Source organism: Streptomyces sp. NBC_01723, assembly GCF_036246005.1.
Lineage (GTDB): Bacteria > Actinomycetota > Actinomycetes > Streptomycetales > Streptomycetaceae > Streptomyces.
Genome location: NZ_CP109171.1, coordinates 5,854,068 through 5,874,008, shown reverse-complemented (window position 1 = coordinate 5,874,008; position 19,941 = coordinate 5,854,068). Strand labels below are relative to the sequence as shown.

The 19,941-nt window shown below is 67.4% G+C and carries 12 protein-coding genes and 2 rRNA genes; 4 read left to right on the top strand and 10 right to left on the bottom strand.

Features of this window, described 5'->3' with window-relative positions; all coding sequences use genetic code 11:
• Positions 1 to 45 precede the first annotated feature (45 nt).
• From OIE75_RS27265 to thyX, 5 genes are all read right to left on the bottom strand, one after another.
• Positions 46 to 3,167, bottom strand: a 23S ribosomal RNA gene (locus OIE75_RS27265).
• 297 nt (positions 3,168 to 3,464) lie between these two features.
• Positions 3,465 to 4,990: ribosomal RNA gene (locus OIE75_RS27260) — 16S ribosomal RNA — on the bottom strand.
• The 16S and 23S rRNA genes sit together here, the layout of an rRNA operon.
• 501 nt (positions 4,991 to 5,491) lie before the next feature.
• The gene (locus OIE75_RS27255) at positions 5,492 to 7,177 is read right to left on the bottom strand and encodes a ribonuclease J (RefSeq protein WP_307015416.1); all 1,686 of its coding nucleotides are present in this window, start codon (positions 7,175 to 7,177) and stop codon (positions 5,492 to 5,494) included.
• A 153-nt stretch (positions 7,178 to 7,330) separates the two neighbouring features.
• Positions 7,331 to 8,230, bottom strand: a complete 900-nt coding sequence (gene dapA / locus OIE75_RS27250) for a 4-hydroxy-tetrahydrodipicolinate synthase (RefSeq protein ID WP_122615090.1) — start codon at positions 8,228 to 8,230, stop codon at positions 7,331 to 7,333.
• Between the two features lie 197 nt (positions 8,231 to 8,427).
• Positions 8,428 to 9,168 (bottom strand): FAD-dependent thymidylate synthase, encoded by a 741-nt coding sequence (gene thyX / locus OIE75_RS27245; protein ID WP_329472364.1) that lies wholly within the window; start codon positions 9,166 to 9,168, stop codon positions 8,428 to 8,430.
• Positions 9,169 to 9,345: 177 nt separating this feature from the next.
• On the opposite strand from thyX, the gene OIE75_RS27240 reads away from it, so the two are divergent.
• Positions 9,346 to 9,585: a hypothetical protein gene (locus OIE75_RS27240; protein ID WP_125492860.1), complete on the top strand. Its 240-nt coding sequence runs from the start codon at positions 9,346 to 9,348 to the stop codon at positions 9,583 to 9,585.
• A 119-nt stretch (positions 9,586 to 9,704) separates the two neighbouring features.
• Complete coding sequence (locus tag OIE75_RS27235; protein WP_307015414.1) at positions 9,705 to 10,259, top strand: hypothetical protein; 555 nt, start codon at positions 9,705 to 9,707, stop codon at positions 10,257 to 10,259.
• Between the two features lie 12 nt (positions 10,260 to 10,271).
• Here OIE75_RS27235 and OIE75_RS27230 read toward each other — a convergent pair whose 3' ends face one another.
• The 5 genes from OIE75_RS27230 to rpsO form a co-directional block, all read right to left on the bottom strand.
• Positions 10,272 to 10,727: a hypothetical protein gene (locus OIE75_RS27230; protein ID WP_125492862.1), complete on the bottom strand. Its 456-nt coding sequence runs from the start codon at positions 10,725 to 10,727 to the stop codon at positions 10,272 to 10,274.
• Positions 10,728 to 10,764: 37 nt separating this feature from the next.
• Complete coding sequence (dapB, locus tag OIE75_RS27225; RefSeq protein ID WP_307015413.1) at positions 10,765 to 11,517, bottom strand: 4-hydroxy-tetrahydrodipicolinate reductase; 753 nt, start codon at positions 11,515 to 11,517, stop codon at positions 10,765 to 10,767.
• Positions 11,518 to 11,543: 26 nt separating this feature from the next.
• Positions 11,544 to 12,923: a M16 family metallopeptidase gene (locus OIE75_RS27220; protein ID WP_307015412.1), complete on the bottom strand. Its 1,380-nt coding sequence runs from the start codon at positions 12,921 to 12,923 to the stop codon at positions 11,544 to 11,546.
• Positions 12,920 to 15,139, bottom strand: a complete 2,220-nt coding sequence (locus tag OIE75_RS27215) for a polyribonucleotide nucleotidyltransferase (RefSeq protein ID WP_307015411.1) — start codon at positions 15,137 to 15,139, stop codon at positions 12,920 to 12,922. The genes OIE75_RS27220 and OIE75_RS27215 overlap by 4 nt, the downstream gene beginning before the upstream one ends.
• Before the next feature lie 300 nt (positions 15,140 to 15,439).
• A complete protein-coding gene (rpsO, locus tag OIE75_RS27210) occupies positions 15,440 to 15,727 on the bottom strand; it encodes a 30S ribosomal protein S15 (RefSeq protein WP_064730122.1) in 288 nt (95 codons plus the stop codon).
• Positions 15,728 to 16,061: 334 nt separating this feature from the next.
• Between rpsO and OIE75_RS27205 the strand changes: the two genes are divergently transcribed.
• Positions 16,062 to 16,355, top strand: coding sequence for a DUF397 domain-containing protein (locus OIE75_RS27205; protein ID WP_307015410.1), 294 nt, complete (start codon positions 16,062 to 16,064; stop codon positions 16,353 to 16,355).
• Between the two features lie 373 nt (positions 16,356 to 16,728).
• Positions 16,729 to 19,902: an SCO5717 family growth-regulating ATPase gene (locus tag OIE75_RS27200; RefSeq protein ID WP_329472363.1), complete on the top strand. Its 3,174-nt coding sequence runs from the start codon at positions 16,729 to 16,731 to the stop codon at positions 19,900 to 19,902.
• The last annotated feature ends 39 nt before the right edge of the window (positions 19,903 to 19,941 follow it).

Here is a 19,941-nt window from a genome sequence, read left to right as displayed (position 1 = left end):
GGGTTGTTCGTGGTTTCAGAACCAACACAGTGGACGCGAGCAACTGAGGACAAGCCCTCGGCCTATTAGTACCGGTCACCTCCACACCTTGCGGTGCTTCCAGATCCGGCCTATCAACCCAGTCGTCTACTGGGAGCCTTAACCCCTCAAGGGGGTGGGAGTCCTCATCTCGAAGCAGGCTTCCCGCTTAGATGCTTTCAGCGGTTATCCCTCCCGAACGTAGCCAACCAGCCATGCCCTTGGCAGGACAACTGGCACACCAGAGGTTCGTCCGTCCCGGTCCTCTCGTACTAGGGACAGCCCTTCTCAAGACTCCTACGCGCACAGCGGATAGGGACCGAACTGTCTCACGACGTTCTAAACCCAGCTCGCGTACCGCTTTAATGGGCGAACAGCCCAACCCTTGGGACCGACTCCAGCCCCAGGATGCGACGAGCCGACATCGAGGTGCCAAACCATCCCGTCGATATGGACTCTTGGGGAAGATCAGCCTGTTATCCCCGGGGTACCTTTTATCCGTTGAGCGACGGCGCTTCCACAAGCCACCGCCGGATCACTAGTCCCGACTTTCGTCCCTGCTCGACCCGTCGGTCTCACAGTCAAGCTCCCTTGTGCACTTACACTCAACACCTGATTGCCAACCAGGCTGAGGGAACCTTTGGGCGCCTCCGTTACTCTTTAGGAGGCAACCGCCCCAGTTAAACTACCCATCAGACACTGTCCCTGATCCGGATCACGGACCCAGGTTAGACATCCAGCACGACCAGACTGGTATTTCAACGACGACTCCACCCACACTGGCGTGTGAGCTTCAAAGTCTCCCAGCTATCCTACACAAGCCGAACCGAACACCAATATCAAACTGTAGTAAAGGTCCCGGGGTCTTTCCGTCCTGCTGCGCGAAACGAGCATCTTTACTCGTAGTGCAATTTCACCGGGCCTATGGTTGAGACAGTCGAGAAGTCGTTACGCCATTCGTGCAGGTCGGAACTTACCCGACAAGGAATTTCGCTACCTTAGGATGGTTATAGTTACCACCGCCGTTTACTGGCGCTTAAGTTCTCAGCTTCGCCCCACCGAAATGGAGCTAACCGGTCCCCTTAACGTTCCAGCACCGGGCAGGCGTCAGTCCGTATACATCGCCTTACGGCTTCGCACGGACCTGTGTTTTTAGTAAACAGTCGCTTCTCGCTGGTCTCTGCGGCCACCCCCAGCTCGGAGTGCAAGACTCGTCACCGGATGTGGCCCCCTTCTCCCGAAGTTACGGGGGCATTTTGCCGAGTTCCTTAACCATAGTTCACCCGAACGCCTCGGTATTCTCTACCTGACCACCTGAGTCGGTTTAGGGTACGGGCCGCCATGAAACTCGCTAGAGGCTTTTCTCGACAGCATAGGATCATCCACTTCACCACAATCGGCTCGGCATCAGGTCTCAGCCGTATGCAAGGCGGATTTACCTACCTTGCGGCCTACACCCTTACCCCGGGACAACCACCGCCCGGGATGGACTACCTTCCTGCGTCACCCCATCACTCACCTACTAACCGCTTGGTTCGGCGGCTCCACCACTCCCCTCAACTCCGAAGAGATCAGGGCGGCTTCACGGCCTTAGCATCACGATGCTCGATGTTTGACGCTTCACAGCGGGTACCGGAATATCAACCGGTTATCCATCGACTACGCCTGTCGGCCTCGCCTTAGGTCCCGACTTACCCTGGGCAGATCAGCTTGACCCAGGAACCCTTAGTCAATCGGCGCAAACGTTTCTCACGTTTGTATCGCTACTCATGCCTGCATTCTCACTCGTGAACCGTCCACAACTCGCTTCCGCGGCTGCTTCACCCGGCACACGACGCTCCCCTACCCATCCATACAGGCGTTGGCCCTATTGTATGAATGACACGACTTCGGCGGTACGCTTGAGCCCCGCTACATTGTCGGCGCGGAATCACTAGACCAGTGAGCTATTACGCACTCTTTCAAGGGTGGCTGCTTCTAAGCCAACCTCCTGGTTGTCTGTGCGACTCCACATCCTTTCCCACTTAGCGTACGCTTAGGGGCCTTAGTCGATGCTCTGGGCTGTTTCCCTCTCGACCATGGAGCTTATCCCCCACAGTCTCACTGCCGCGCTCTCACTTACCGGCATTCGGAGTTTGGCTAAGGTCAGTAACCCGGTAGGGCCCATCGCCTATCCAGTGCTCTACCTCCGGCAAGAAACACACGACGCTGCACCTAAATGCATTTCGGGGAGAACCAGCTATCACGGAGTTTGATTGGCCTTTCACCCCTAACCACAGGTCATCCCCCAGGTTTTCAACCCTGGTGGGTTCGGTCCTCCACGAAGTCTTACCTCCGCTTCAACCTGCCCATGGCTAGATCACTCCGCTTCGGGTCTTGAGCGTGCTACTGAATCGCCCTGTTCGGACTCGCTTTCGCTACGGCTTCCCCACTCGGGTTAACCTCGCAACACACCGCAAACTCGCAGGCTCATTCTTCAAAAGGCACGCAGTCACGAGACACCAAGCAAGCTTGATGTCCGACGCTCCCACGGCTTGTAGGCACACGGTTTCAGGTACTATTTCACTCCGCTCCCGCGGTACTTTTCACCATTCCCTCACGGTACTATCCGCTATCGGTCACCAGGGAATATTTAGGCTTAGCGGGTGGTCCCGCCAGATTCACACGGGATTTCTCGGGCCCCGTGCTACTTGGGTGTCTCTCAAACGAGCCGCTGATGTTTCGACTACGGGGGTCTTACCCTCTACGCCGGACCTTTCGCATGTCCTTCGCCTACATCAACGGTTTCTGACTCGTCCCACGGCCGGCAGACCGTGGAAGAGAGATCCCACAACCCCGCACACGCAACCCCTGCCGGGTCTCACACGTATACGGTTTGGCCTCATCCGGTTTCGCTCGCCACTACTCCCGGAATCACGGTTGTTTTCTCTTCCTGCGGGTACTGAGATGTTTCACTTCCCCGCGTTCCCTCCACACTGCCTATGTGTTCAGCAGCGGGTGACAGCCCATGACGACTGCCGGGTTTCCCCATTCGGAAACCCCCGGATCAAAGCCTGGTTGACGACTCCCCGGGGACTATCGTGGCCTCCCACGTCCTTCATCGGTTCCTGGTGCCAAGGCATCCACCGTGCGCCCTTAAAAACTTGGCCACAGATGCTCGCGTCCACTGTGCAGTTCTCAAACAACGACCAACCACCCATCACCCCGGGAGAAATCCCGAGTGCACTGGGGCCGGCAACTGAAGGAAACTCATTCCCTCAGATACCCAACAGCGTGCCCGACACAGTTCCCTCTCCAGAGTCACGTTCCACGCCGAAGCAGTACTAGTGATCCTTCAAGTCGACCGTGCCGAGTAGTCAACGTTCCACCCATGAGCAACCAGTGCGAGACATTCGCTCGCATGCTGGCCTCTGACCAGCCAGAGGCTGGTAAGAAGTGCTCCTTAGAAAGGAGGTGATCCAGCCGCACCTTCCGGTACGGCTACCTTGTTACGACTTCGTCCCAATCGCCAGTCCCACCTTCGACAGCTCCCTCCCACAAGGGGTTGGGCCACCGGCTTCGGGTGTTACCGACTTTCGTGACGTGACGGGCGGTGTGTACAAGGCCCGGGAACGTATTCACCGCAGCAATGCTGATCTGCGATTACTAGCGACTCCGACTTCATGGGGTCGAGTTGCAGACCCCAATCCGAACTGAGACCGGCTTTTTGAGATTCGCTCCACCTTGCGGTATCGCAGCTCATTGTACCGGCCATTGTAGCACGTGTGCGGCCCAAGACATAAGGGGCATGATGACTTGACGTCGTCCCCACCTTCCTCCGAGTTGACCCCGGCGGTCTCCCGTGAGTCCCCAGCACCACAAGGGCCTGCTGGCAACACGGGACAAGGGTTGCGCTCGTTGCGGGACTTAACCCAACATCTCACGACACGAGCTGACGACAGCCATGCACCACCTGTACACCGACCACAAGGGGGCGACCATCTCTGGCCGTTTCCGGTGTATGTCAAGCCTTGGTAAGGTTCTTCGCGTTGCGTCGAATTAAGCCACATGCTCCGCCGCTTGTGCGGGCCCCCGTCAATTCCTTTGAGTTTTAGCCTTGCGGCCGTACTCCCCAGGCGGGGCACTTAATGCGTTAGCTGCGGCACGGACAACGTGGAATGTTGCCCACACCTAGTGCCCACCGTTTACGGCGTGGACTACCAGGGTATCTAATCCTGTTCGCTCCCCACGCTTTCGCTCCTCAGCGTCAGTATCGGCCCAGAGATCCGCCTTCGCCACCGGTGTTCCTCCTGATATCTGCGCATTTCACCGCTACACCAGGAATTCCGATCTCCCCTACCGAACTCTAGCCTGCCCGTATCGACTGCAGACCCGGGGTTAAGCCCCGGGCTTTCACAACCGACGTGACAAGCCGCCTACGAGCTCTTTACGCCCAATAATTCCGGACAACGCTTGCGCCCTACGTATTACCGCGGCTGCTGGCACGTAGTTAGCCGGCGCTTCTTCTGCAGGTACCGTCACTTTCGCTTCTTCCCTGCTGAAAGAGGTTTACAACCCGAAGGCCGTCATCCCTCACGCGGCGTCGCTGCATCAGGCTTTCGCCCATTGTGCAATATTCCCCACTGCTGCCTCCCGTAGGAGTCTGGGCCGTGTCTCAGTCCCAGTGTGGCCGGTCGCCCTCTCAGGCCGGCTACCCGTCGTCGCCTTGGTGAGCCATTACCTCACCAACTAGCTGATAGGCCGCGGGCTCATCCTGCACCGCCGGAGCTTTCGACCCTCACAGATGCCTGCGAGGTTCAGTATCCGGTATTAGACCCCGTTTCCAGGGCTTGTCCCAGAGTGCAGGGCAGATTGCCCACGTGTTACTCACCCGTTCGCCACTAATCCCCACCGAAGTGGTTCATCGTTCGACTTGCATGTGTTAAGCACGCCGCCAGCGTTCGTCCTGAGCCAGGATCAAACTCTCCGTGAATGTTTACCCGTAATCGGGTGACACCACGAGAGCGGAACGGTCGAAGGAATAATCCGACCGTTCACAGCGTCCTCGCTGTGTGTATTTCAAAGGAACCTCAACCTGAACCGGATGAACCGATCAGGCCGGAGGTATCAACATATCTGGCGTTGACTTTTGGCACGCTGTTGAGTTCTCAAGGAACGGACGCTTCCTTTGTACTCACCCTCTCGGGCTTTCCTCCGGGCGCTTCCCTTCGGTCTTGCGTTTCCGACTCTATCAGATCTTTCCGATCCGATTTCCTCGGTGCTTTCCAGGTTCCCGCTTTCGCGTTTCCCTTTCCGGCGGCTCCGACTTTATCAGAGATTCTGAGTCGGAATTCCCGCCCTCCGGGGCGGCTCCGATCCACGAAGTGGTCGGGTGCCCGTCCGAGCGGAGATGTAAACGTACTGGAGCGGGGCGGCTCGATGCAAATCGAGCCGCCCCGCTCCAGGTTGACGCTGCCGGAGATCCGACGGACCGTCAGACCTCCACCACGACAGGGAGGATCATCGGCCGGCGCCGGTACGTGTCCGAGACCCACTTGCCGAGCGTCCGGCGCACCAGCTGCTGGAGCTGGTGGGGCTCGACGACCCCGTCCTGGGCCGAGCGCTCCAGTGCTTCGGTCACCTTGGGGAGCACCGCGGTGAACGCTGAGTCCTCGATGCCCGAGCCGCGGGCCTGGACGTGCGGACCCGCGGTGATCTTGCCGGTGGACGAGTCGATGACCACGAAGACCGAGATGATGCCCTCGTCACCGAGGATCTTGCGGTCCTTGAGGGCGGGCTCGCCGACGTCACCGACGGAGAGGCCGTCGACGTAGACGTATCCCGCCTGGACCTTGCCGGAGATCTTCGCCTTGCCCTCGACGAGGTCGACGACGACGCCGTCCTCGGCGATGACGATGCGGTCGTGCGGGACGCCGGTGAGGGCGCCCAGTTCGGCGTTGGCGCGCAGGTGGCGCCATTCGCCGTGGACCGGCATCAGGTTCTTCGGGCGGCAGATGTTGTAGAAGTACAGCAGCTCGCCGGCCGAGGCGTGGCCCGAGACGTGGACCTTGGCGTTGCCCTTGTGGACGACGTTGGCCCCCCAGCGGGTCAGGCCGTTGATCACGCGGTAGACCGCGTTCTCGTTGCCCGGGATCAGGGACGAGGCCAGGATCACCGTGTCGCCGTTGACGATGCGGATCTGGTGGTCCCGGTTGGCCATGCGGGACAGCGCGGCCATCGGCTCGCCCTGGGAGCCCGTGCAGACCAGGACCACTTCGCTGTCCGGCAGGTCGTCGAGGGTCTTGACGTCCACGACGAGGCCCGGCGGCACCTTGAGGTAGCCGAGGTCCCGGGCGATGCCCATGTTGCGGACCATGGAGCGGCCCACGAAGGCGACCCGGCGGCCGTATTCGTGCGCCGCGTCCAGGATCTGCTGGATGCGGTGGACGTGGCTGGCGAAGCTCGCCACGATGATCCGCTTGCGGGCTCCGGCGAAGACCTGGCGCAGGACGTTGGAGATGTCCCGCTCCGGCGGGACGAAGCCCGGGACCTCGGCGTTCGTCGAGTCGGACAGGAGGAGGTCGATGCCCTCCTCGCTGAGGCGCGCGAACGCGTGCAGGTCCGTGAGGCGGCCGTCCAGCGGGAGCTGGTCCATCTTGAAGTCGCCGGTGTGGACGACCATGCCCGCGGGGGTGCGGATGGCGACGGCCAGCGCGTCCGGGATGGAGTGGTTGACCGCGACGAACTCGCAGTCGAAGGGGCCGACGCGTTCGCGGTGCCCCTCCGCCACCTCGAGGGTGTACGGGCGGATGCGGTGTTCCTGGAGCTTGGCCTCGATGAGGGCGAGGGTCAGCTTGGAGCCGATCAGCGGGATGTCCGGCTTCTCGCGCAGGAGGAAGGGGACGCCGCCGATGTGGTCCTCGTGCCCGTGGGTGAGGACGATGCCCTCGATGTCGTCGAGGCGGTCCCGGATGGACGAGAAGTCCGGCAGGATCAGGTCGATTCCGGGCTGCTCCTCCTCGGGGAAGAGCACTCCGCAGTCGACGATCAGCAGACGGCCGCCGTACTCGAAGACCGTCATGTTGCGGCCGATTTCGCCCAGGCCGCCGAGCGGGGTGACCCGGAGGCCGCCCTTCGCGAGCGCCGGGGGCCGGCCCAGTTCAGGGTGCGGATGACTCAAAAGACTCTCCTCACCACACGCGCCACGTACCGGTGGGCACGTGGCGCGCGTGACGTTCGTGCAGAAGCAGTTGTCGTGTGGGGTGCGGGCACCGGTGGCCCGCCTATTCAGTTGTGAAGTCCGTGCGGCCGTGCGGTGGTGCGAAGTCTGTTGTCAGAGCTGTACCCCGCCGGCGGCAAGATCGATCTTGAGCTGGTCGGTCTCCTCGGGCGTGAGACCGACCATCGGCGCGCGCAGCGGTCCGGCGGGCAGTCCCTGGAGGTCGAGCGCGGCCTTGGCGGTCATGACGCCCTGGGTGCGGAACATGCCGGTGAAGACCGGGAGCAGCTTCTGGTGGATCTCCAGTGCCTTCTGTACGTCACCGGCGACGTGCGCGTCCACCATGGCGCGCAGTTCCGGGGTGACGACGTGGCCGACGACGGAGACGAAGCCGACCGCGCCCACGGAGAGCAGCGGCAGGTTCAGCATGTCGTCGCCGGAGTACCAGGCGAGGCCGGAGCGTGCGATGGCCCAGCTGGCGCGGCCGAGGTCGCCCTTGGCGTCCTTGTTCGCGACGATCCGGGGGTGCTCCGCGAGGCGGACCAGGGTCTCCGTGTTGATCGGGACGCCGCTGCGGCCGGGGATGTCGTAGAGCATGACCGGCAGCTCGGCGGCGTCGGTGATCGCCGTGAAGTGCAGGTAGAGGCCCTCCTGCGGGGGCTTGTTGTAGTACGGCGTGACCAGCAGGAGGCCGTGTGCTCCGGCGCGCTCGGCGGCGCGGGCCAGCTCGATGCTGTGCTGGGTGTTGTTGGTCCCGACGCCGGCGACGACGTGGGCCCGGTCGCCGACCGCCTCCACTACGGCTCGTACGAGGTCCGCTTTCTCCGCGTCGCTGGTGGTGGGGGACTCGCCGGTGGTGCCGTTGACGATCAGGCCGTCGTTGCCTGCGTCCACCAGGTGGGTGGCGAGCCGCTGGGCGCCGTCGAGGTCGAGTGCGCCGTCCGCCGTGAAGGGCGTGACCATGGCGGTGAGGACCCGCCCGAAGGGGGTCTGCGGAGTGGAGGTCGGAGCCATGGGTTACACGCTACTCGTTGCTCAGGGCGGGGTCTGCCTTAGGGCCTGTCGAGAGGTATGTGGAGCCCGGCACTGCCTGCTCGGGGGTTCAAGCAGTGCCGGGTCCCTTTGATCAGGCTAGATGAACTTCTCCAAACGCCGCAATACGGACACTTCGCACGGCTGATGCGCACATGTGTGCCCGGCTCCGGGACGCGCTACGGCGCGACGCGGCCGTTGGCGTTGAAAGCGGCATGGGTGAGGGGCATGAGCCGGGCCCACTCCGCCTCCATCTTCTCGCCGACCATCTCGATCTCCCGCTGCGGGAAGGAGGGCACCTTCGCCAGCTCGTGCTGGGTGCGCAGGCCCAGGAAGTGCATCAGCGAGCGGGCGTTGCAGGTGGCGTACATCGAGGAGTACAGGCCGACGGGGAGCACCGCGCGGGCCACCTCGCGGGCGACGCCGGCGGCGAGCATCCGCTGGTACGTGGCGTACGCCTGGCGGTAGGAGTCCTCCATCGCGCCGCCCACCAGCTCGTACTGCTCCGGGCTGCCCTCGACGAAGACGTACTTGCCGGGCCGGCCCTGCTGGACCAGCTTGCGGGAGGTGTCCGGGACGTAGAAGACCGGCTGGAGCTCCCGGTAGCGGCCCGATTCCTCGTTGTACGACCAGCCGACGCGGTGCCGCATGAACTCGCGGAAGACGAAGATCGGGGCGCTGATGAAGAAGGTCATCGAGTTGTGCTCGAACGGGCTGCCGTGCCGGTCCCGCATGAGGTAGTTGATCAGGCCCTTGGAGCGCTCCGGGTCCTTGTCCAGCTCCGCGAGGGACTGCTCCCCGACGGTGGAGACACGGGCGGCGAACAGCACGTCGGAGTCGGTCGCGCTGCTCTTGACCAGCTCGACGGTGACGTCGCTGCGGAGTTCGATCTTGGAATCGTCGGCGGGGGTGTCGGTCACGGTGTGGAGGGCCTTCCCATCTCGTCGCTTGGCGGGGGCCACTCTACGGCCCCCGCCGAATCGGGCTTTCACTGCCGTGCCGCAATGAAGTCGGCGAAACAGGGCACCTGGAGGGGCGTTCGTTCGTCTGTATGAGTAACAGCGAACCATCAAGTCCCCGAAAGGAGACACAGCTACATGATCCGCCGGCGTGAACCCGTGCCGTTCGCCTTCGTCGCCGAAGCCGACAGGTTCCGCAGCAATGTCACACCCCCTCCCCGCGAGCGGGCGTCCTTCGGCCAGCAGGCCGGACGCTGGCTGCTCGGTCTCACCGTCGTCGCCGGAATCGCGGGCTCCCTGCTGATCGGGATGCCCGCCCTGTCGACCGACCAGCCCTCGCCGCACAAACAGCCGTCACAGGCGTCCGAGGGACGCTAGACGGGCCGGGGGACGGTCGGGGGCAGCTCCCGTCCGGACCCCCGAGAGTGGTGACCGCAGACACAGGTCGGTAGCCTCACCGGGCACAGCACTTGCCATGGAACGAGTGAGGACCAGCCGTGCCCCTGCCCTTCCTGACGGCCGACCGCGCCTTCGACGCGGCCGACGACGTCGCGCTGCCGTACGACGACCGCGACCTGTGGCGCCGGCCCTACCGGCCGGGGCCCTGGCGGGTGGGGGCGGCGGCGGTGATGCTGCTGCTCGCCTCGTTCGTGCTGTTCGCGGCGGTGATCATCGCCGCTACGGGCACGCTGTCCTCGGCCGCCGTGGTCTTCGGCATCGCGGCCGTCGTCATCGCCTGCGCCCTGCGGATGCTGCGCATGGGCGTGTGGGTGAGCGCGCACGGAGTGCGTCAGGTGAGTTTCCTCAGCACCCGCACGGTGGCCTGGCAGCAGGTCGCCAGCATGCGCACGGTGCAGCAGCCGGTGCGCTGGCTCGGGCTGCCGCGCACGGTGCAGGGGCAGGCGCTGCTCCTCGTCCGGCAGGGCCGGTCCACGGACCCGCTGCCGCCCCTGCTCACCACGCACAACTCCGACTTCCTCGCCCGCGAGGACGCCTTCGACCGGGCGGCCGACGCCGTGGAGGCGTGGGCCGCCGAGTACCGGCGGGACTGAGCCGCGCAGAGGTCAGGCCGCCTCGACGGGCTTGCCGTCGTGGAGGGCGATCGCCCGCTGCATCGCCTTGCGGGCCCGCGGGGTGTCCCGGGCGTCGTGGTAGGCGACGGCCAGGCGGAACCAGCTGCGCCAGTCGTCCGGGGCGTCCTCCGTCTCGGCCTTGCGCAGGGCGAAGACCTCGTCGGCCGACTCCCGGTCGACGCGGCCGCTGGGGGTGCGCTTCAGGTCGTCCACGGGCAGTCCGCCCTCGGCGTCGAGTTCCGCGGCGAGCTGGTTGGCCCTGCGGACGAACTGGGTGTTCTTCCACAGGAACCAGATGCCGATGACCGGCAGGATCAGCACCGCGACGCCGAACGTGACGGTGAGGGGTGTGCCGGCCTCGATGAGCATCACGCCGCGGCCGCCGGCCAGGACGAAGTAGAAGACCAGGACGGCGGCCGTGACGAGGTAGGAGATCTTCGCGCGCATGGGGGTCAGGGGCTCTGTTCGGGGTCCGGGCCGGGTCTCAGTTCAGGTCCAGGAAGTGTTCCAGGCCGAAGGTGAGGCCCGGGGTGGTGACCACCCGGCGGGCGCCCAGCAGGATGCCCGGCATGAAGCTGCTGTGGTGCAGGGAGTCGTGCCGGACGGTGAGGGTCTCCCCCTCTCCGCCGAGCAGGACCTCCTGGTGGGCGAGGAGGCCGCGCAGGCGGATCGCGTGGACCGGGACACCGTCGACGTCCGCGCCGCGGGCGCCGTCCAGGGCGGTGGCAGTGGCGTCGGGCGCCGGAGCGGAGCCTGCCTTCTGCCGCGCCTCGGCGATCAGCTGGGCGGTGCGGGTGGCGGTGCCGCTGGGGGCGTCCACCTTGTTCGGGTGGTGCAGCTCGACGACCTCGACGGACTCGAAGTACGGGGCGGCGAGCTGCGCGAACTTCATGGTGAGCACGGCGCCGATGGAGAAGTTGGGCGCGATGAGCACACCCGTCTCCGGGGAGGCGTCGAGCCAGGAGTTGAGCCGCGCGAGGCGTTCGTCGGTCCAGCCGGTGGTGCCGACGACGGCGTGGATGCCGTGGCCCACGCAGTAGTCGAGGTTGTCCATCACCGAGGCGGGGGTGGTCAGCTCGACGACGACCTGGGCGCCGGTGTCGGCCAGCGTGTCCAGGCTGTCGCCCCGGCCGAGGGCGGCGACCAGCTCCATGTCCTCGGCGGCCTCGACCGCCCGTACCGCCTCGGAGCCGATCCGGCCCTTGGCACCGAGGACGGCCACGCGCAGCTTGCTCATGTCTCTTGCTTCCTTACCGGGGATCGTTAGGCGACGGCGTCGTGCAGCCGGGACGCCTGCTTGTCCTTCAGCGGGCCGATGACCGACAGCGAGGGCCGCTGCCCCAGGACGTCGCGGGCGACCGCGCGGACGTCGTCCGGCGTGACCGAGGCCATCCGGGCCAGCATGTCGTCGACGGACATCTGCTCGCCCCAGCACAGCTCGCTCTTGCCGATGCGGTTCATCAGCGCGCCGGTGTCCTCCAGGCCGAGGACCGTGGAGCCCTGGAGCTGGCCGACGGCACGGCCGATCTCGTCGTCGGTCAGGCCGTGCTCGGCGACGTGGTCCAGCTCGTCGCGGCAGATCTTCAGCACGTCGTGCACCTGCGAGGGCCGGCAGCCCGCGTAGACGCCGAAGAGGCCGCAGTCGGCGAAGCCCGAGGTGTACGAGTACACGCTGTAGGCGAGGCCGCGCTTCTCGCGGACCTCCTGGAACAGACGCGAGGACATGCCGCCGCCGAGGGCGGTGTTGAGCACGCCCATCGCCCAGCGCCGGTCGTCGGTGCGGGCCAGGCCCGGCATGCCGAGGATGACGTGGGCCTGCTCGGTCCTGCGGCCGATCAGCTCCATGCGCCCTGCGGCCCGGACGGTGCGCCGTCCGTCGCGCGGGGCCACGGGCGCGGCCACCGGCTCCCGGAAGGCGCCGGCCTTCTCGAAGGCGGCCCGGACCTGGCGTACGACCTTGTTGTGGTCGACGTTGCCGGCCGCGGCGACCACCAGGTGGGTGGGGTCGTAGTGCTTCTTGTAGAAGCGGCGGATGCGGTCGGCGGTGAGGGCGTTGACCGTGTCGACGGTGCCGAGGACGGGGCGGCCGAGGGCGCTGTCGCCGAACATGGTGTGCGCGAAGAGGTCGTGCACGCAGTCGCCCGGGTCGTCCTCGGTCATCGCGATCTCTTCGAGGATGGCGCCGCGCTCGACGTCGACGTCCTCCTCCTGGATCAGGGAGCCGGTCAGCATGTCGCAGACGACGTCGATGGCGAGCGGCAGGTCGGTGTCGAGCACGCGTGCGTAGTAGCAGGTGTACTCCTTCGCCGTGAACGCGTTCATCTCGCCGCCGACGGCGTCGAGGGCGGCGGAGATGTCCAGGGCGCTGCGCTTGCGGGTGCCCTTGAAGAGCAGGTGCTCCAGGTAGTGGGTGGCGCCGTTCAGGGCCGGGGTCTCGTCGCGGGAGCCGACGTGGGCCCAGATGCCGAAGGTCGCCGAGCGGACCGAGGGCAGCGTCTCGGTGACGATGCGCAGGCCGCCCGGGAGGGTGGTCCGGCGGACCGTGCCGGTGCCGTGCTCGCCCTTGATCAGGGTTTGGGTACGGGCGACGGCCCGCGCCTCCGAGGAGGTGCGGGCCGTCGCCTTCGAGCTACGAGACGTCACTGGTCGGCGTCGTCCTTCTTCTCTTCGCTGCCTTCTTCGCCCTCGACCACGGGGATCAGGGAGAGCTTGCCGCGGGAGTCGATCTCGGCGATCTCGACCTGGACCTTGGCTCCCACGCCGAGCACGTCCTCGACGTTCTCCACGCGCTTGCCGCCGGCGAGCTTGCGGATCTGCGAGATGTGCAGCAGGCCGTCCTTGCCGGGCAGCAGGGAGACGAACGCGCCGAAGGTGGTCGTCTTCACGACCGTGCCCAGGTAGCGCTCGCCGACCTCGGGCATGGTCGGGTTGGCGATGCCGTTGATCGTGGCGCGGGCGGCCTCGGCCTGCGAGCCCTGGGCGGCACCGATGTAGATGGTGCCGTCGTCCTCGATCGTGATGTCGGCGCCCGTGTCCTCCTGGATCTGGTTGATCATCTTGCCCTTGGGGCCGATGACCTCGCCGATCTTGTCGACCGGGATCTTCACGGTGATGATCCGCGGCGCGTTCGGGGACATCTCGTCCGGCGTGTCGATCGCTTCCATCATCACGTCGAGGATGTGGAGGCGGGCGTCACGGGCCTGCTTGAGGGCGGCGGCCAGGACGGAGGCCGGGATGCCGTCCAGCTTGGTGTCGAGCTGGAGGGCGGTCACGAACTCCTTGGTGCCGGCGACCTTGAAGTCCATGTCGCCGAAGGCGTCCTCCGCACCGAGGATGTCGGTGAGGGCGACGTAGTGCGTCTCGCCGTTGATCTCCTGGGAGATCAGGCCCATGGCGATACCGGCGACGGGGGCCTTCAGCGGCACACCGGCGTTCAGCAGCGACATGGTGGAGGCGCAGACCGAGCCCATCGACGTCGAGCCGTTGGAGCCGAGGGCCTCGGACACCTGGCGGATCGCGTAGGGGAACTCCTCGCGCGTCGGCAGCACCGGCACGATCGCGCGCTCGGCGAGGGCGCCGTGGCCGATCTCGCGGCGCTTCGGGGAGCCGACGCGGCCGGTCTCGCCGACGGAGTACGGCGGGAAGTTGTAGTTGTGCATGTAGCGCTTGCGGGTCACCGGGGAGAGGGTGTCCAGCTGCTGCTCCATGCGGAGCATGTTGAGGGTGGTGACGCCCAGGATCTGGGTCTCGCCACGCTCGAACAGCGCGGAACCGTGCACGCGCGGGATGGCCTCGACCTCGGCGGCCAGGGTGCGGATGTCGGTGACACCGCGGCCGTCGATGCGCTTCTTCTCCTTGATGACGCGCTCACGGACCAGGGACTTGGTCAGCGAGCGGTACGCGGCGGAGATCTCCTTCTCGCGGCCCTCGAACTCCGGGAGGAGCTTCTCGGCGGCGAGCGTCTTGACGCGGTCCAGCTCGGCCTCGCGCTCCTGCTTGCCGGCGATGGTGAGCGCCTGGGAGAGCTCGGGCTTGACGGCGGCGGCGAGGGCCTCCAGGACGTCGTCCTGGTAGTCCAGGAAGACCGGGAACTCGCCGGTCGGCTTGGCGGCCTTCGCGGCGAGGTCGGCCTGGGCGCGGCACAGCACCTTGATGAAGGGCTTCGCGGCCTCCAGACCGGCGGCGACGACCTCCTCGGTGGGCGCCTCGGCGCCGCCCTCGACCAGCTTGACGGTCTTCTCGGTGGCCTCGGCCTCGACCATCATGATCGCGACGTCGCCGTCCTCCAGGGCGCGGCCCGCGACGACCATGTCGAAGACGGCGTCCTCGAGCTCGGTGTGCGTCGGGAAGGCCACCCACTGACCGCGGATCAGCGCGACGCGGACGCCGCCGATCGGGCCGGAGAAGGGCAGGCCGGCCAGCTGCGTGGACGCGGAGGCGGCGTTGATCGCCACGACGTCGTACAGGTGGTCGGGGTTGAGGGCCATGATCGTGGCGACGACCTGGATCTCGTTGCGCAGGCCCTTCTTGAAGGACGGACGCAGCGGGCGGTCGATCAGGCGGCAGGTGAGGATGGCGTCCTCGGAGGGGCGGCCCTCACGGCGGAAGAAGCTGCCGGGGATCTTGCCGGCGGCGTACATCCGCTCCTCGACGTCCACCGTGAGCGGGAAGAAGTCGAGCTGGTCCTTGGGGTTCTTGGAGGCGCTCGTGGCCGATAGCACCATGGTGTCGTCGTCCAGGTACGCCACGGCGGAACCGGCGGCCTGCCTGGCCAGCCGGCCCGTCTCGAAGCGGATGGTGCGGGTGCCGAATGCGCCGTTGTCGATCACGGCTTCGGCGTAGTGGGTCTCGTTCTCCACTAGTGTCTTCTCCGTTACTTGTCGTCTTTCGTCCCTCCTCGCCCGTGTGGCGGGGGGACGGTCGGAGAAGCGCTCCGTGCAATGCGGGCCGGTCTTCGATCGAAGCACCCGGGGTTCTGCCCCCGGGGGCCACTACCGAGGACCGGCGGCGGCGAAGCGCGCTTCTCCTCGTTTCGTTCGTTGGGTCCTACGTCGTACGTGCTGTGTCTGATACCACACTACAAAGCGTCGGCGACACCGCGCACGTACAGCAAAGGGAGCGGCCCCCGAACGAATGGGAACCGCTCCCTTCACGGCGTCCTACTTGGCGCCCGCCGCACCGCGGCGGATGCCGAGGCGCTCGACCAGCGCACGGAAGCGCTGGATGTCCTTCTTGGCGAGGTACTGCAGCAGCCGGCGGCGCTGGCCGACCAGGATCAGCAGACCACGACGGGAGTGGTGGTCGTGCTTGTGGGTCTTGAGGTGCTCGGTCAGGTCGGAGATCCGACGGGACAGGAGCGCGACCTGGACCTCGGGGGAGCCGGTGTCGCCCTCCTTGGTACCGAACTCGGAGACGATCTGCTTCTTCACTGCGGCGTCGAGCGACACGCGTACTCCTCTTAGTCTGTGTGTGGCCACCGAGTGCCCCCGGTCTACGTCTCGGGGGATCTTCCGTAACTCGGAAGGCGGGGATCCGCTGGGCGCGACCTCCAGGGCTCAGGCTCCGGGGGCGCGTACACATACGGCCGTCACACAGCGTACCAGTCCGGGCGGACGCCCTTGTCCGCGGCCCGGGCGGACGCCGGGGAGGGCCTCGTGTGGGGGGCCGCGCAGGCCGTCACCCGTGCCGGGGACGTACATGGGCGAACCGCTGACCTGGAGTAACACGGACAAGTAGGGTGACGGCACAGCTCGTTGGCACAGCAGGAAGGACCGGACCGCGATGGCCGAGGCCGAGGACCAGGAACTCAGGGCACGCAAGGATCGGGAGCGGGACGAGCTCTATGCCCTCGACATCTCGGGCGTCGAATGGCACAGCGCGCCCGGCACCGAGGAGCACGAGGAGCGGGTCGAGATCGCCTACCTGCCCGAGGGTGCCGTGGCCATGCGGTCGTCGCTGGACCCGAGCACCGTGCTCCGTTATACCGAGGCGGAGTGGCGGGCCTTCGTGCTCGGCGCCCGGGACGGCGAGTTCGACCTGGAGCCGGCGGCACGGGACGTCGAGGCCGCCGAGTAGAGGCGTGACAGGGGGCGGTACCGGGATTCGCAGCGCGGGGTTCGGGCAGGCTCGGAACGGGTGGTGCCGGGTTCTGTCCGAATTGTTCACCGGTATCGCCCGCTTTGTTCATTGACAGGTGCCGCCCGTGTCATTTTCTGCCGGACTGTGACGCGGAGGGCTCACGTCGGCGGGCGGACGGGCCTGCCGTGGCGGGGCTTGCGGTGATTAGGCTGGGACCGGCGCGACGCCAGAACCCGTGGACCGGGCGTCGGCGTCTCAGGGGGAAGAGCCGGTTCATCGGACGACCTCGAACGGCCTTGGACAACTTCGAATGACAAGCAAGGGTCGCCCCAGCACGGCTTGAGGGTGCTCGACCACACCAGGAGGAACTGTGAGCAGCGACCGGGACGGGAACCGCGGGGGCTGGGCTACACCCGGCGATGACCAGCCCGACGCGGAGTCCTCAGTCGAGACGACCGGCGAGTTCACCATCGACTACGCGCCGCCCGCCTGGTACACGCAGAACGCGTCCAGCGAAGCGGGGCAGGATGACGAGGGGGCGGGGAGCGGTTCGGCGTCCGGTTCGGCGTCCGGTTCCTCTGGCGCTTCCGATTCTGCCGCTCCGGGCTCGCCCTCCGCTCCGCCTGCTCCCCGTGGTCCGGTTCCGCCGTTGCCGGGGCTGACGCCTCCGCCGCACGCGGCGCCGGCCGGCGGGCCTTCCGCCGTTCCGGCTCCCGCGCCGGGCGCGCCCTTCACGCCGCCGCCTCCCGCACCCGCGCCGGGTGCCCCGTACACGCCGCCTCCGCCGCCCGGGCCCGGGGCGCCCTTCACGCCGCCCGCGCCGCCTGCCGGAGGGCCCACCGGGGTGCCGCGGCTGCCGGTCGGGAGCGGGTTCGAGCCGCAGCCGCCGCAGCAGCCGTCGGCGCGGCCCGAGCCGACGCCCGAGCCCGAGCCCGAGCCGACGCCCGAGCCCGAGCCCGAGGTGCAGGCACCGGAGGCCGCGCCCGCGCCCGCCCCCGGTGCGGACTTCAGCTCCCCCACGGCCGTGCCGACCTTCCCGGCCGGAGGGTTCCAGCTCCAGGCGCCCGCCGCCCCTCCGGGTCAGGAGCCGCAGCCCGAACCCGAACCGGAGCCGCAGCCCGAACCGGAGCCGCGGCCCGAACCGGAGCCGCGGCCCGAACCGGAGCCCGAGCCCGAGCCCGAGCCCGCCAACGGTGATCTTGAGAGCGGCGCGACCATGCGCTTCTCCGCGGCCGCTCTCCAGCGGGAGATCGCCGAGCGTGCCGCGGCGGACGCCGACACGGACACCGACGACGACGCCGTGGAACCGGAGGACGAGGACGCCTCTCGCTCCGAGACCGGCGACGCCGACGAGGACGAGGACGGTACGGACGACGCCGCTGTCGGCGAGGTCGCCGACGAGGTGTCCGAGCCCGAGCCCGAGGACAGCGTCCCGGCGGTGGACGAGCCCGAGGACTCAACGCCCGAGGACGACGCCCCGCGGGACGCCGTTCCCGAGGACACGCCGCCCGCGGCCCAGGGTGGGATGATGCCGCCCGCGCCTCCGTCGTACCCGCCGACCGCACCCGCCCCGGCCCACCAGTGGCCCGCGCAGCCGGCACCCGGCGCCCCGGAGCAGCCCGCCGTACCGGCCCAGCAGCCGCCGTTCCAGCCGCAGGCTCCGCAGCCGGCGCCCGCCGCGTGGAACCCGCCGCCCGCGCAGCCCGCTCCGCAGGCCGGGTACGGCTTCCCGCAACCCGGCGCCACGCCTCCGGCACCGCAGCCTCCGGTCCAGCAGCCGGGCGGCGCTCCCACGCCCGTGACCGATGGCGGGTACGGCTTCCCGCAGGCCGCCGCGCAGCCGCCCCAGCCGCACTCCCCCGCCCAGCCCGGTGCCTACGGGTTCCCGCAGGCACCGCAGGGGCAGTCGCAGCCCGACGCCGCCCAGGTTCCGCCGGTCGCGCCGCAGGCGACCCCGCAGGGCTACGCCCCGCAGGTCCCGCCCGCCCAGCCGATGCCGCAGCCGGGCCAGGCACCGCAGTCACCACCCCAGACACCCCAGACGCCGCAGGCGGTGCAGGCGGTGCAGCCCGGCGCGCCCGGTCAGCCGGGCCAGGCAGGTGTGCCCGGTCAGCCCGACCATCAGCCGCAGCACCAGCACCCCCAGACACCGCAGCAGCCTCATATCCCCCAGCAGCCCCAGGCACCTCAGGCACCCGAGCCGCAGCACCAGTACCCGCAGCAGCCGGACGCCCCGCAGCATCCGCAGCAGCCCGTCGACCCCCGGCTCGGGGCCGCCTGGCCGCAGCCCATGCAGCACGACCAGCGTCAGCCCACCAACCCGGGTGCCGCGCCGCTCGGATACACCGCGGCCGTGGAGCTGTCGTCCGACCGGCTGCTCAACAACAAGCGGCAGAAGGCGAAGAGCAGCCGTCCGGCGGCCGGCGGTTCGCGGTTCAAGCTGGGCGGCAAGAAGGAGGAGGCCGAGCGGCAGCGGAAGCTGGATCTGATCCGCACCCCGGTGCTCTCCTGCTACCGCATCGCCGTCATCAGCCTCAAGGGCGGTGTCGGCAAGACGACCACCACCACCGCCCTCGGCTCCACGCTCGCCACCGAGCGGCAGGACAAGATCCTCGCGATCGACGCCAACCCGGACGCCGGCACGCTCGGCCGCCGCGTGCGCCGCGAGACCGGGGCCACCATCCGTGACCTCGTGCAGGCGATCCCGCACCTCAACTCGTACATGGACATCCGGCGGTTCACCTCGCAGGCCTCGTCCGGTCTCGAGATCATCGCCAACGACGTCGACCCGGCCGTGTCCACCACGTTCAACGACGAGGACTACCGGCGCGCGATCGACGTGCTCGGCAAGCAGTACCCGATCATCCTCACCGACTCGGGCACCGGGCTCCTCTACAGCGCGATGCGCGGCGTGCTGGACCTCGCCGACCAGCTGATCATCATCTCGACGCCCTCCGTGGACGGTGCGAGCAGCGCCAGTACGACGCTGGACTGGCTGTCCGCGCACGGGTACGCCGACCTGGTGTCACGGTCGATCACGGTCATCTCCGGGGTCCGCGAGACCGGCAAGATGATCAAGGTCGACGACATCGTGGGGCACTTCCAGACGCGGTGCCGGGGCGTCGTCGTGGTCCCCTTCGACGAGCACCTGTCCGCCGGTGCGGAGGTCGACCTCGACATGATGCGGCCGAAGGTGCGGGAGGCGTACTTCAACCTCGCGGCGATGGTCGCCGAGGACTTCGTCCGCCACCAGCAGTCGCACGGCCTGTGGACGTCCGACGGCAACCCGCCGCCGGTCGCCGCCCCGCCGATGCCGGGCCAGCAGCAGCCGATGCCGGGTCACCCCCAGCCGGGCCAGGCCTATCCGCAGCAGCCCGGCCAGCCTTATCCGCAGCAGCCCGGCCAGCCGTACCCGCAGCAGCCGGGGCAGGTGCCGCCGCAGCAGCCGGGGCAGGCCTACCCCCAGCCCGGGCAGCCCCATGCCCAGCCCGGGTACGGGTATCCGCAGCAGGGGCAGACGCCTCCGCCCCCGCCGCAGCAGTAACCCCGCCGGAGTCCCGAAGGCCCGCGTCGTCCCGGACGG

Bases quoted from the DNA above. Each gene is read 5' to 3' on its own strand.
- dapA (WP_122615090.1), bottom strand. From the start codon at position 8,230: ATGGCTCCGACCTCCACTCCGCAGACCCCCTTCGGGCGGGTCCTCACC.
- dapB (WP_307015413.1), bottom strand. From the start codon at position 11,517: ATGAGCAAGCTGCGCGTGGCCGTCCTCGGTGCCAAGGGCCGGATCGGC.
- OIE75_RS27240 (WP_125492860.1), top strand. From the start codon at position 9,346: ATGATCCGCCGGCGTGAACCCGTGCCGTTCGCCTTCGTCGCCGAAGCC.
- OIE75_RS27205 (WP_307015410.1), top strand. From the start codon at position 16,062: ATGGCCGAGGCCGAGGACCAGGAACTCAGGGCACGCAAGGATCGGGAG.
- OIE75_RS27230 (WP_125492862.1), bottom strand. From the start codon at position 10,727: ATGCGCGCGAAGATCTCCTACCTCGTCACGGCCGCCGTCCTGGTCTTC.